We start from the raw sequence: 12,060 nt of genomic DNA on the forward strand, positions 1-12,060 counted from the left end.
GTGTGGCCGAAGGTACTGGAGAAGAGGCAATAGAGGCCTCTGTTTGCGGGGAAAATGAGGGGAAATATAAGATTTGTTAGAGGAATTAATCAGGAATAACATTAGGGGTGAATAGAATGTACACATATAAACGAACAATTGCTAAGGGATATGCGGATACTGTTGCGAAAGTCAGGGAAGCATTGAAAAATGAGGGTTTCGGGGTTCTTACAGAAATCGATGTCAAACAGACTCTCAAAACCAAACTCAATGTAGACTTTGAAGACCACATTATCCTGGGAGCATGTAATCCGCCGTTCGCGTACAGGGCATTGACTGCAGAACGGGATATCGGGGTCCTGCTCCCCTGTAATGTGTCTGTCTACAGGCAGGATGGGAAAACATTTGTCAGCGCAATATTACCAACGGTCCAGCTTGGAAAAGTAGGTAATCCAGAGCTGATACCAGTTGCCGAGGAGATCGAGACGATGCTCAAGAGAGCGGTTGATGCAGTCGCTGAAGAGTAAATGAACGTACCAGGTTAGTGGATATAAAAAAAACACCTGACTATGTATCCTGACGATAGCGTTTATACATTGGCCGGACAGGTGCCAAAAAAAGAGATTGATCTCTCATCGTATCCAGGCCAACAGGTCATCCCGGCTCAGGTTATGAATTCTGTTCCGTATCAATCCGGTAAGCGCCCTGACATCTCCTTTCTTCGCGCTGATAGGTGCCAGCACATTCAGCCACTGGCGCCAGGGTGGCAGCATGCCCAACCGTTGTGCTACACCGTCCATAGTGCCATCAATATCCTGTATCTTATCCATTTTATTGACAGCTACCACGACATCCAGTTCAAGTTCACGGAGGAACTCGAACATTTCAACCTCAACAGGGATCTCCTCCCGCCTCTCCCAGCGGTCTACAACCTCAGCAAAAGATTTGCCATCAACAACAAGCACAGCCATGACAATGCGGTCCTTCTGCTTTTCGATATACCTGACAAATGCTGTCTTAACCAGATCCTGTTTGTGTTCCTTAATACCCCGCATAAATCCGAATCCAGGCATATCAGTGACCACCAGGTCCCCGAATTGCAGGTGGGATGGTCTCAGGGTAACACCCGGCCGTCGCCCGACAGGTACATTCTTACCCGTAAGGGCACGAATGAGCGTTGACTTGCCCACATTTGAGCGTCCAACAAAAATTATTTCATAATCAACATCCGGATTATTTTTATATGATACCATTGTCAGGCCATACATGACCTGCAGGTTACATAAACCTATACCTGTCTGAATACCTACCATAACTGGCCGTTCAGGATAGCTTCTGTACGGTCGTTTGTGCTCTGGTTGAACTTCCTGATACCAATAAGGTACCATCCATCCACCAGGAGCGGATCATCGAAATGGGCATCTATACCCATCTGCCTCAGATGTTCCTCAAACCGGTTTGCAGTGTCAAGGTTGCGGACCCTGATTTGCACATCTTCTGTAATGCGTTCACCCTGTTTTCGCTTTCTAATAGTGCTGACCATGGACTTCAGGATACTTTCACCAAGCCGGCAGCATCTTTCCTTCAAAGTATCCTCATCTTCATTCCATTCAACGGCCTGGAATCCTTCCCGTACCACCCTGGAGAAGAAAAAATCCTGTCCATAATCATTGTAGAAACCGAACGCATATTTGAGGTCACTATCAGTACTCTGGGAACTGGTATATTTGATGGCAGGGATTTTCATTCCAGGGTCCTTTATCACCACCCCTTCCCTGCCCTTCTCACCCAGTTCCCTGATAATGCCGGTAATACCCGGGGCAGCCTTATCAAGGGAATATTTTCCGAAATATGGCACGGTCTTGATGGTATAGTGGCTGCAGAGTTCGTGTTTTTCATCTATTGTCAGGGATTTACCTGAATTCTTCTGTTGTATATCGAAAACAAAAAAAGAAATGCTTTCAACTTCGGGATATAGGTCCTTTGGAACATAGGGATTATCGGGCCCCACCATTTCGCCGCAAAGTACCAGGTCGGGGTGTTCTGTGAAAAATTCTTTCCCTCCGTTTTCCAGTACCCTTTCAGTTGTATACGGGCACACCAGCCCTCCTCTGGTCAGTGCAATGACCATATCATTAATGCTGGCCACCCGTACATTGTAACCATTCATTTTTTCTTCAACAGCTACTTCCGGTAATCCTTCAAAATGGGTAACAATACCGGCTTCAAGCATCATAGCACGCTGTATCTTTGGGAATCCTCTTACCGTTTCGATAATCTCACCTGTTTTAAAAAGAGCCGTCCCGGTCTCAAATCCGGCTGTACCCTTTTCAAAACGGTAATAGTCAGGAAAGAATCGGGACACTTTTTGCAGGACTCTTCTCTTCAGCAAACCAGATACTCTTGATTCCGGTATCTTCAGAGCAATTGATGAGAGCCTTATAAATTCTTCATCCTGAACTTCCTGACTTCTATTCATGCGAAGTATCTATCTACATTTTTTTAACAATGGCTTCAAGCAAGCACCGGCGCGTGATTAATCCAGCTACCGCTTCCTTTTCGTTCAAAACCGGTAGTCCGCCGAGATTTCTATCAAGCATTAAGGCAACCGCTTCTTTCGCCATCATATTTAATCGGGCAGAAACGACTCCCCTGGTCATAATATCTTCAACCAGAAGGTTCTTTATCCTGTTATCCTGTTTGCTCCCTTCTACAAGGTCCCGGAAAGCCCGCAAACCGTTAGCGATATCGTGCTCGGTGATAATACCTACAAGTTCCCCGTTCTCGAGTACAGGCAGTCTTCCTATATCGTTATCAAGCATTATTCTCCTGGCATGTATCACTCGTTCCTCAGGTCCGATCGTAATTGGGTGGCGCATAATCTCACGCACCATTGAGTTATTAAAAGGATACTTTTCGATAACTTCCTGGGGTGTCACCCAGCCCAGCACTTCATCGTTATCAACAACCAGCAATACCCCATCGTTCTTGACCATAAGAACCACACCATCGTTCACCGATGTATCAGGCAACACCTTGTTGAACTTATCAGTGGTCGCCGTGGCTACATGCAGGGCCGAAGCAGGAAGGTTTGCCTTTTTTCTTGTTCCCAGTTGTTTGGTAATGGAACGCATGGTCACTATACCATGTATCTGGTTGTTATGCATTACAAGAAGCCTTCTGGTATGATGTTTATCCATTATGTCAAGTGCGTGCGATAGCTTGTCCGATTTATCAATAGTAACTGGTTCTGTCATTATATCTTTTACTTGCATTTTCATCACCTTTAGCGTTCAATGATTGCCTGAATAATGTTCTTTGCATTTACAATCCCTATAATCTCATCATTTACAATAGGTATTCCGTTAATCCGCTCATCATACATAATCCTGGCAGCTTCCACAGCAGTGCTATTCTCACTGAGGGTAAAAATTGGGCAGGACATTATATCTTCAGCCACCATGGACACTTCTTTTACAGATCTGAATATTTTTTCACCGCCATCCCGGTTCTTGCGTGCCATCTTGATATCCTTGGCAGGCAATTCACCTTCTGAATTCAACATCCTGCCGAGGGCCAGGTTCGTTTTCGTAATGACCCCCACAGGATTGTTGTTATCATCTACAACAATAACTCTATCAACTTCATTGCTCTTCATCTCATGTATGACATGACTGATAGTATGGTGTCTGTGAACGGTAATGAAATAATCATCCATGATATCTTTCACATTGGCAGTATCTCCACTGTTGGAGTAGTACCGTATCAGATCCAGTTTGGTAACTATCCCTACCATGCTCGGGTCAGATTCACTCTTAATCACAGGCATTCCACTGATGTCATTCTCACGTAAAATTTCTGCTGCCTGCTTTAGTGAGGCATCAGGATATATGGTTACCGGGCCCGGTGTCATTACAATATTGACAGGAATATTGTCAATAGGTCGCCGGCGCCATGTTGGTTCTGCCTGGTCCAATCGATGGGTCAGGTCGGTCTTGGTTACAACTCCTATGGGTATCATTTCAACAGATCTTGACGTTGATACTTCAGGTTGCTGTTTATTTACCACTACGAGCCTGCTGATACTGTGTTTCATCATCAGGTTCCTTGCATGCGATATCGTTTCATCTGCTCCGATTACATAGACCGATGTGCTCATAATATCCTTCACCTTCATTTTGATACCTCCTCTGGTATTCAATTAATCTGCAAGTGCCCTGACAATATCCCGTTCAGTTATGATACCGCATAACTCACCATCATCTATTACAGGAAGTGCCCCAACTTTTTTATCCAGCATTATGCCGGCTATTTTACCAATATCAACATTTGAACTGGTCCACACAATATCGCGCATTATCATCCTTTTTATCGGTACATTAAATGCATCATCTGCATTCTCTGTCATGAGCTTCTGAAAAATATCCCCGGAACTAAGGTATCTCATAATATCTGAAGCGGTTATTATACCCAAAAGAACATTTTCTTTCACGACAGGTATCCTCCGGAATCCTTTTTTAATCATAGTCCTGGTGGCTTCACGCACAGGCATGTCAGGTCCGGCAGTGACTACCTTTTCACTCATATAGTCTTTAACGAGTTTTAACGTAGTGACATTGGCAATAGTCTTGACAAAGTCTCTCTCTGAAATAATTGCTACTACGTTATTATCACCATCCACTACGGGAAAGCCGCCAATATTTTTTTCAATCATCGTGACAAGAGCCTGGGAAATGGAGTCATTAATGTTCATGCTGACCACATCTTCCCTCATGATCTCTCTCACATTTTCATTGATCGCAGCAGCAAGGTTGCCATTATGCTTGTTCTTTACCAGGTTATGTCTGAGACCTCCCCCCAAGAAATCTACTATATCCAGACTTGTGACGATACCCACCAGCCGGTTGGTACCTGCATCTGCTATTGGGACACGTCTGAATCCATGTTTTACCATCGTTTTAGCTGTTGTCATAATGTTGGCCGTAGGAGGAAGGGTAATGACGGTTTTTGAAGCCATGGCCATGATGTCGCCTTCATGGTTCGCCAACCTTGATTTGAAATTAACTGCTCCCCGGTCCATAACACCAGAACTGTCCAATCCCCTAACATCAGGTTTGCTGCTGTTTTGTCTTTTCATAATTCCACCGAATTGTTAATAACCATATTTTTGAATTTCATTAAAAGAATATTTTCAATAATTATTACTTCATATTTAAAACATGCGCTGATTTTTCCTTGGATAACGATTCCGGAACATCAATTCCCTGACGTTTTTATCACTCTGTTATTTTGGTTCAGGTTCATTTGAGCTTATCGACATATGCCTTTACGACATCATATCTGGTAATTATACCAACCAGTTTATCGCGGTTTGTCACACAGAGGCGCCCCACATCCAGTTTTATCATCATTCCAATGGCGTCTTTTATCGATGCTTCCGGAGCAATGGTATAAACAGGCGTACTCATGATACGCGAAACTCTGGATGAAGTTCCCATTCTGCTTCCGTGTTCATCTTCCCTTTCTATCCTTACACCTCCGGATTTGATAATATCATACCTGGTGACCATACCCACTAACTTATTATGATCGTCTAATACAGGGTAACCTGAATATCCCTTCTCTATCATATTGGTCCAAACCTTTGCTAAATGGTCGTCGCTTGAGCAGGTATGGACCATTGTCGTAAAAAGTTCCTTCACCTGCCTGTCAGGTACATCTGACGGGGACAGATTTTTGAATATACCAGCTATGGTCAGGGCACCACAAAGTATTCTATCTGCTGCTGATGCAAGTACAGGCGCTAAACTTATCCTTGATTGTATCATGATAGCTGCAGCCTGTTTGATTACCATATCACCGGTTATGACCGGGATTTGCGTGGTGTATCCACTCACAGTGATATTTGACTTTGTAGAGGTAATATTGAGTATGTCCTGTTCAGATATTATTCCCTGCACTGTTTTGTTATCATCGACCACAATCAAAGTCATATGATGATCACGCATCAACTGACGGGCATGGGTCACATAGTCATCGACATTGATTGAGACAGGATGATTGTCCATTACTTCCAAGACTTTGTGTAAGCTTATAAAAAACACCCCCATTCAATGGATCATTCGGTTTCTCTGCACGATTCGCACATAAGGGCCCCATTTAAGTAGTCAAGGTTATCATAATACCTACCACAGTTTTCGCAGACCCCTCTGCTGATTATTTCTGGTATTTCACCTTGTGAACCAATGTTTCTTTCCCTGTGCATGTTGATAAGCTCAGACAGAATATTTCCCATCTCGATAGAGACTGAAACAAGGTCTGTGTCAGTCACCAACCCCACAAGTTTCTTGTTTTTAACAACAGGTATCCTCCGGATGTGCATTTTAAGCATCAGGTCTTTGGCTTTTTGTACATCTTCATCCGCATCAATCGTTATGAGCGGGGTCGTCATTACGTTTTTCAGGGTAGTTGAATCGGGAATAGTGTTCTTTGAAATGATCTTCTTGACCATATCGTGTTCTGTCAATATGCCCACTGGATTGTTATCTTCTGTAACGATAAGACTGCCAACATCCAGTCCAACCATCGTTTTTGCGGCGTCTGATATTTTGGTATTTATGTCCACAGATATCGGATCACTCGTCATAATATCTTTTATTGGCATATCCGTTTCCATAATGCTTCCTCCCTTGAATATTTACCATTGAACCGTATCTATTTGATGAGATATAAAGGATTGGATGTATCGGTTAATGCTGCCTTTGAACATAAACCGACTGCATATAGTGATACAGAAATGTATCGTTCTGTACACTATCTGTTTTTCAGTACATTGCGCCCCGATAATTATATCCAACCCGTGAAATATTTCCGGTGTATTAAAACTCGAAAGATTTATATAGTGAATTGTTAACTCTTACCATGGCTAATATCCATTATTTTCTATGTTCTGATAGGAGGAATGCTAATAATGAAAGTTGTAAATGGGAAACTAGTAATTGTCACATTGATACTTGCAGCTTTAATCGCTGCAGGTTGTGCAGGCCCATCTGAAAATGCAACGGTACCAGGGTCAATTAAGATCGGTCTGGTAGCGCCGTTATCGGGTGGTGCTTCAGATGTCGGCAACGATATGAAACAGGCTGCGATCCTTGCAGTTGAAGAGATTAACGCAGATGGTGGAGTGTTTGTTTCAGAGTACGGTGTAAAGATCCCGCTGGAACTGGTGGAAGGAGATACCCTGACGTCTCCGACCGAAGGTGTTACTGCAGTGGAGCGATTGATCACCAACGAGAATGTTGTAGTGCTGGTGGGCGGTTTCTCCAGCGGAGTTACCCTGGCCAACCAGGTGCCTGCCGCTGGTAAGGTGCCATATATCATTACCGGCGCATCCAGTTCACAGGTTACAAGAAGGACCGAGGTCGATACCAGTTATTTCTTCCATTATTGCTCGACCACGGATGATTATTCACAACCTATCCTGCAGTTCTTTGTAGATGAACTCAAACCACTGGTAGCAGCAGACAGGGACCTGAAACTGGCCCTTATATACCGGGACGATGCTTATGGAAAAGGGGTTATTGATTCCAGTGTGGCATATATTGAGGAGAACAACCTGCCTGTTGAATTAGTAGCCCAGCAAAAGTATCCTGTATCTGAAACTGATTTCCATGCGTACCTCACCAAGATAGCAGATGCCAAACCAGATGCATTGTACACGGTCGGTTTTGTGAAAGACACAGCCAGTATCTATATCCAGGGACAGAGGGATGTAGGGCTTAATACGGTTTACATGGCAGTGGAATGTAACGAGGACCCTGCGTTCTATGAACTTCTGGGTAAATGGGGCGACGGTCAGCTGCTTGAGAGCAAGTTCGCACCTTATGCTCCCGAATACACTGAAATGATGGGACCCTATAAGGAAGCATACCTTGCAAAATGGGGTGTGATGCCTGGAATGATGGGCGCTGATACCTATGACGGTATCTATCTGGTAAAGTCTGCAATTGAGCGTGCAGGTACTCTTGACAGGACCGATGTCAAAGATGCTATCAAACAGACCAACGAGTCAGAGATGCTCATTTTGATGGAGGGCGGGAACATTGTATTTGATGAATACAATGAAATTTCACCAAAGATATTCATTGAACAGATGTTCTGGAACGAGGAGACTGAAGAACTCATACCGGTCATTGTCCTGCCCGAGAACCTCAAGAGCCAGGACTTCGTATTGCCTGAGAACTATGAAATAGGTGGATAGATAATCCACCCACTTTCTTTTTTTTTATATTAGTAAAAATGGCTGATATCACGACATTATTACAGATATCCATATGGGGCCTGACCGCTGGATGTATCTATGTGCTCATTGCCGTCGGCCTGAACATGATATTCGGCGTTATGAAAGTGGTGAACTTTGCGCACGGTGAGATCATGATGCTGGGTGCATTTACCAGTTTCTGGTTATATTACTATACAGGAATTAATCCCTATGTTATTCTGTTACTATCAATGGTAGTTGTGGGTATTTTTGGGGTTATAATAGAACGTTATGGTTTCAGGAAAGTAATGGGTACGGGAAAACTCAACGAGATATTCTTAAGCCTGGGATTAATATATATCCTTCAAAATGCTGCCGTGAAATTATGGACCGATGATATCAGGAAGATCGACAGTCCATTCAGTTCAATGACCCTGGATATGGGAGTGTTGAACATACCATACGACAGGCTTATAGCTATTGCTTTTACTGCACTGGTACTCATTTGCCTGTATTTATTCCTTACCAGGACCGATGTGGGCCGGGCACTGAGAGCTACGAGCCAGAACCATGAAGCAGCCATGTTAATGGGTGTGAATGTCAACCACATGTATATGCTGAGTTTCGGGATCGGTGCCGCCCTTGCCGCAGCAGCGGGCACAGTCACCGGTTTTTTATCTCCCTTCAATCCGTATATGGGTACTTTACCCGGTATCATGGCTTTCATTGTGATCATCATTGGCGGTCTCGGCAGCATACCTGGTGCTATTATTGCAGGACTGATGCTCGGATTGGTGCAGAATTTCACGATCTTCTATTTCGGTGGAGCATGGAAAGAAGCAGTGGCATTTGTCCTCCTGATCATCGTGCTGGTAATAAAGCCGACCGGCCTTTTCGGGGGAGAACGCTGAGATGACTGTCACAGAACGCGTTCGTAAATATGCAATGTCCATCTACCCGACCTACCTGTTACTGGTAGTTATAGGGCTGGCACTGCCGATGGTGATTACTGATGATTTCTTAAACAGGATCATGGTTCTCACGTTTTTCTTCATCATGTTCTCAACAAGCTGGAACCTGCTGGCATATTCCGGTCAGGCATCCCTGGGACATGCGGCTTTTCTTGGAATTGGAGGCTTTACTTCTACGATCCTTATCATACACGGCGTCTCATCCGTAGTTGGCGTGTTGATTGGCGCACTGGCTTCATCCCTGGTGGGTTTGTTCCTGGGGATAATATGTGTCAGGTTAAAAGAATGGTTCCTGGGACTTGTCACATTTGGATTTGCTATAATAATGGCTGCAGTGGTTAATGAATCGTCGGTCTTTATTGAGGGTATGAACGGTTTGCTTGGTGCTTTAGGACTATCCGTCAACCTGGATCCGCACATGCTCGGCGGCAGCCTGGGAATCTATTCACCGAACATTGTATCGAGAGCTCACTATTATTACCTGTTCTTCTTTGCAATGGTGGGAACAATATTGGCATCCCATATAATAATCAGGTCAAAGATAGGCTTTGCGTTTGCAGCCATACGGGAGAACCAGGCAGAGGCCGGCATGATGGGAGTGGATATCACACGCTATAAACTGATAGCGTTCATGATAAGTACCTTTATGGCAGGATTTGCCGGAGCATTGTTCGCTCCGTATAACTATTTCATCAATCCGGAAATATTCAGTATACACAATTCATTTATGCCGATCATTATGACAATAAGCGGAGGGATCGGGACTATCGGAGGCCCGATAATAGGAGCCCTGGTCATAAACCTGGTATGGGAACAGATGGGACTATGGGGTATGAGTATTGACCGCCTGCTTGTCCTGGGATTCATTCTGGTAATTGAGATACTGTTCCTACCCCGAGGCCTGATGCCATTGATGAAAAAATTGATGAATAAAGTTTCAGGTATTACATCCCGAGATATGCCTCTTTGACATGGTTATTGTCAAGCAGTTCACAGCTTGCCCCTTCAAGGGTGATGCGTCCCGTTTCAAGTACATATCCCCGGTTTGAAGCTTCCAGAGCATGATGGATGTTCTGTTCCACCAGCAGTACGGTCACACCCTGACTGTTCAGGGTCTTGACGATCTCGAACACCTTTTTGACCATTATCGGTGCCAGCCCCAGGGACGGTTCATCCAGTATAAGCAATTTAGGACGCGACATCAGGCCCCTTGCAATGGCCAGCATCTGTTGCTCGCCGCCACTCATGGTACCGGCTGATTGTTTCTGCCGTTCTTCTAACCTTGGGAACAGGTCGAACACCCATTTCAGGGTATCTTCTCTGTAATCTGATGTATACGCTCCCATCTGCAGGTTTTCCAGGATGGTCATTCTGGGGAACAGTTCCCTTCCTTCCGGTACCAGGGCGATCCCGTCTTTAACAATGTGATGTGTGGGTGCCTGGTGGATAGGGTTTCCATTGAATACGATTGATCCTGATGTGGGTTTGAGCAGTCCCATCAATGTCTTGACAATGGTGGTTTTGCCTGCACCGTTTGGACCGATAATGGTAATTATCTCTCCTTTGTTGATGTGGAAATTCACATCCCACAGGATTTTAACCGAACCGTAGAATACATTGATATTTTCAACGTTGAGCATTCTTTGACCTCTAAAAAATGTACTTCTCACCCAGATATGATTCAATTACGGTCTCGTTATTTGCAATTTCCTCAGGTGTACCATCGGCTATCTTTTTCCCGTAATCCAGCACGACTATGCGGTCAGATACTCCCATGATTACGCGCATTATATGTTCAACCATCAGGACGGATGTGCCATTGTCGCGCATCTTTTTTATCAGTTCTATAGCCTGGAGGCTCTCTGTCGGGTTGAGACCCGTGGTCACTTCATCCAGCAGGATAAGTTTTGGGTTGGTGGACAGGGCACGGGCCAGTTGGATATACTTGAGTTCCATAAGGTTGAGGTTCTTGACGGGCAGGTGTATCTTATCGCTGGAAAATCCTATGAACCTGAGCAGTTCGATGGCTTTGTTGCGTGCATCTTTCATGTTACCGGTGTCCTCATCGCCAAACAGTGCCCCTACCATTACATTTTCCAGAGCCGTCATCTCAGGGAATGAATGTATCAGCTGGAAAGTCTTGGTGATGCCCAGTTTGCACACCTTGAACGGAGGCATTCTGGTAATGTCTTTACCGTTGAAAATGATGGAACCCGAGTCAGGCCGGTATATTCCGCTTATCAGGTTAAGGAGTGTTGATTTGCCTGCGCCGTTGGGTCCTACCAGACCTACTATCTCCCCTTCGTCTACATGGATGTCCACACCGGATACAGCCACGAGGCCGCCAAATTGTTTTGTCAGGTTTTTTGCATCCAGCAGAATAATCACCCAGTATGATTTTATGGTCTTTGATTTTATGGTATGATGCAATATAGACTTTTCCGAAATGAAAAAGTCAACAGTTTCATGACTATACAGGATTTTACAGAAATGCTAACGTCATGATTTAATTTGAATGAAGGAATGTTAACCAAATATTTATAACTACAGCAACAATTTGTAAAGTCATATGGCAACGGTCACAGTAAAACTGTTCGCAAACTTACGAGAGCAAGCCGGTAAGGCAAAGATCGAGGCAGAAGGTCATGACCTCGTGGAAGTGCTCAACCGGCTCATTGAAAAACATGAAGGTCTGGGAGCACTCATATTTGACAGTAAGGGACTCCATCCTTTCATCCACGTGATGGTCAATGGTATCAGTGTCAAGGATAAAGACGGACTGGAAACCATACTCAATGATGGGGATGAAATAGCTTTATTCCCGCCGGTATCTGGCGGGTGAGGAGACTT

The 12,060-nt window shown here is 44.5% G+C and carries 14 protein-coding genes; 5 read left to right on the forward strand and 9 right to left on the reverse strand.

From position 1 onward, the window contains the following. The first annotated feature begins 116 nt into the window (after positions 1–116). On the forward strand, positions 117–506 hold the full coding sequence (locus K0A89_06305) for a DUF302 domain-containing protein (GenBank protein ID MBW6518096.1): 390 nt from the start codon (positions 117–119) through the stop codon (positions 504–506). A 105-nt stretch (positions 507–611) separates the two neighbouring features. Here the strand turns inward: K0A89_06305 and engB are convergent, their stop codons facing one another. The 7 genes from engB to K0A89_06340 all read right to left on the reverse strand — a co-directional run bounded on the left by engB (position 612) and on the right by K0A89_06340 (position 6,655). Beyond that, complete coding sequence (gene engB / locus K0A89_06310) at positions 612–1,232, reverse strand: GTP-binding protein EngB (protein MBW6518097.1); 621 nt, start codon at positions 1,230–1,232, stop codon at positions 612–614. A gap of 53 nt (positions 1,233–1,285) precedes the next feature. Continuing rightward, the gene (locus K0A89_06315; protein MBW6518098.1) at positions 1,286–2,458 is read right to left on the reverse strand and encodes an RNA ligase; all 1,173 of its coding nucleotides are present in this window, start codon (positions 2,456–2,458) and stop codon (positions 1,286–1,288) included. Between the two features lie 13 nt (positions 2,459–2,471). Continuing rightward, positions 2,472–3,254, reverse strand: a complete 783-nt coding sequence (locus K0A89_06320; GenBank protein ID MBW6518099.1) for a CBS domain-containing protein — start codon at positions 3,252–3,254, stop codon at positions 2,472–2,474. Positions 3,255–3,265: 11 nt separating this feature from the next. Further along, entirely contained in the window at positions 3,266–4,156 is an 891-nt protein-coding gene (locus K0A89_06325) for a CBS domain-containing protein (protein ID MBW6518100.1), read from the reverse strand. A 24-nt stretch (positions 4,157–4,180) separates the two neighbouring features. Continuing rightward, on the reverse strand, positions 4,181–5,116 hold the full coding sequence (locus K0A89_06330) for a CBS domain-containing protein (protein ID MBW6518101.1): 936 nt from the start codon (positions 5,114–5,116) through the stop codon (positions 4,181–4,183). 163 nt (positions 5,117–5,279) lie between these two features. Continuing rightward, positions 5,280–6,056 carry a CBS domain-containing protein gene (locus K0A89_06335; protein MBW6518102.1) on the reverse strand — a complete coding sequence of 259 codons (777 nt, stop codon included), beginning with the start codon at positions 6,054–6,056 and terminating at the stop codon, positions 5,280–5,282. 41 nt (positions 6,057–6,097) lie between these two features. Beyond that, a complete protein-coding gene (locus K0A89_06340) occupies positions 6,098–6,655 on the reverse strand; it encodes a CBS domain-containing protein (protein MBW6518103.1) in 558 nt (185 codons plus the stop codon). 294 nt (positions 6,656–6,949) lie between these two features. Here K0A89_06340 and K0A89_06345 point away from each other — a divergent pair, with 294 nt between their 5' ends. The 3 genes from K0A89_06345 to K0A89_06355 are packed head-to-tail and all read left to right on the forward strand — an operon-like array spanning position 6,950 to position 10,180. After that, positions 6,950–8,239, forward strand: coding sequence for an ABC transporter substrate-binding protein (locus K0A89_06345; protein ID MBW6518104.1), 1,290 nt, complete (start codon positions 6,950–6,952; stop codon positions 8,237–8,239). A 38-nt stretch (positions 8,240–8,277) separates the two neighbouring features. Continuing rightward, complete coding sequence (locus tag K0A89_06350) at positions 8,278–9,150, forward strand: branched-chain amino acid ABC transporter permease (GenBank protein ID MBW6518105.1); 873 nt, start codon at positions 8,278–8,280, stop codon at positions 9,148–9,150. Between the two features lies 1 nt (position 9,151). After that, positions 9,152–10,180 carry a branched-chain amino acid ABC transporter permease gene (locus tag K0A89_06355; GenBank protein MBW6518106.1) on the forward strand — a complete coding sequence of 343 codons (1,029 nt, stop codon included), beginning with the start codon at positions 9,152–9,154 and terminating at the stop codon, positions 10,178–10,180. Here K0A89_06355 and K0A89_06360 read toward each other — a convergent pair. Next, a complete protein-coding gene (locus K0A89_06360; GenBank protein ID MBW6518107.1) occupies positions 10,155–10,850 on the reverse strand; it encodes an ABC transporter ATP-binding protein in 696 nt (231 codons plus the stop codon). The genes K0A89_06355 and K0A89_06360 overlap by 26 nt on opposite strands. A 10-nt stretch (positions 10,851–10,860) precedes the next feature. Beyond that, on the reverse strand, positions 10,861–11,640 hold the full coding sequence (locus K0A89_06365; protein MBW6518108.1) for an ABC transporter ATP-binding protein: 780 nt from the start codon (positions 11,638–11,640) through the stop codon (positions 10,861–10,863). Positions 11,641–11,779: 139 nt separating this feature from the next. Between K0A89_06365 and K0A89_06370 the strand changes: the two genes are divergently transcribed. After that, entirely contained in the window at positions 11,780–12,052 is a 273-nt protein-coding gene (locus tag K0A89_06370) for a MoaD family protein (protein ID MBW6518109.1), read from the forward strand. Positions 12,053–12,060 lie beyond the last annotated feature (8 nt).

The sequence above is a fragment of the ANME-2 cluster archaeon genome (assembly GCA_019429385.1).
GTDB lineage: Archaea > Halobacteriota > Methanosarcinia > Methanosarcinales > Methanocomedenaceae > Methanocomedens_B.

Coding starts and splice junctions, on each gene's coding strand:
- K0A89_06360 (MBW6518107.1), bottom strand. CDS start 10,850: ATGCTCAACGTTGAAAATATCAATGTATTCTACGGTTCGGTTAAAATC.
- K0A89_06325 (MBW6518100.1), bottom strand. CDS start 4,156: ATGAAGGTGAAGGATATTATGAGCACATCGGTCTATGTAATCGGAGCA.
- K0A89_06330 (MBW6518101.1), bottom strand. CDS start 5,116: ATGAAAAGACAAAACAGCAGCAAACCTGATGTTAGGGGATTGGACAGT.
- K0A89_06315 (MBW6518098.1), bottom strand. CDS start 2,458: ATGAATAGAAGTCAGGAAGTTCAGGATGAAGAATTTATAAGGCTCTCA.
- K0A89_06350 (MBW6518105.1), top strand. CDS start 8,278: ATGGCTGATATCACGACATTATTACAGATATCCATATGGGGCCTGACC.
- K0A89_06345 (MBW6518104.1), top strand. CDS start 6,950: ATGAAAGTTGTAAATGGGAAACTAGTAATTGTCACATTGATACTTGCA.
- K0A89_06305 (MBW6518096.1), top strand. CDS start 117: ATGTACACATATAAACGAACAATTGCTAAGGGATATGCGGATACTGTT.
- engB (MBW6518097.1), bottom strand. CDS start 1,232: ATGGTATCATATAAAAATAATCCGGATGTTGATTATGAAATAATTTTT.
- K0A89_06370 (MBW6518109.1), top strand. CDS start 11,780: ATGGCAACGGTCACAGTAAAACTGTTCGCAAACTTACGAGAGCAAGCC.
- K0A89_06355 (MBW6518106.1), top strand. CDS start 9,152: ATGACTGTCACAGAACGCGTTCGTAAATATGCAATGTCCATCTACCCG.
- K0A89_06340 (MBW6518103.1), bottom strand. CDS start 6,655: ATGGAAACGGATATGCCAATAAAAGATATTATGACGAGTGATCCGATA.
- K0A89_06320 (MBW6518099.1), bottom strand. CDS start 3,254: ATGCAAGTAAAAGATATAATGACAGAACCAGTTACTATTGATAAATCG.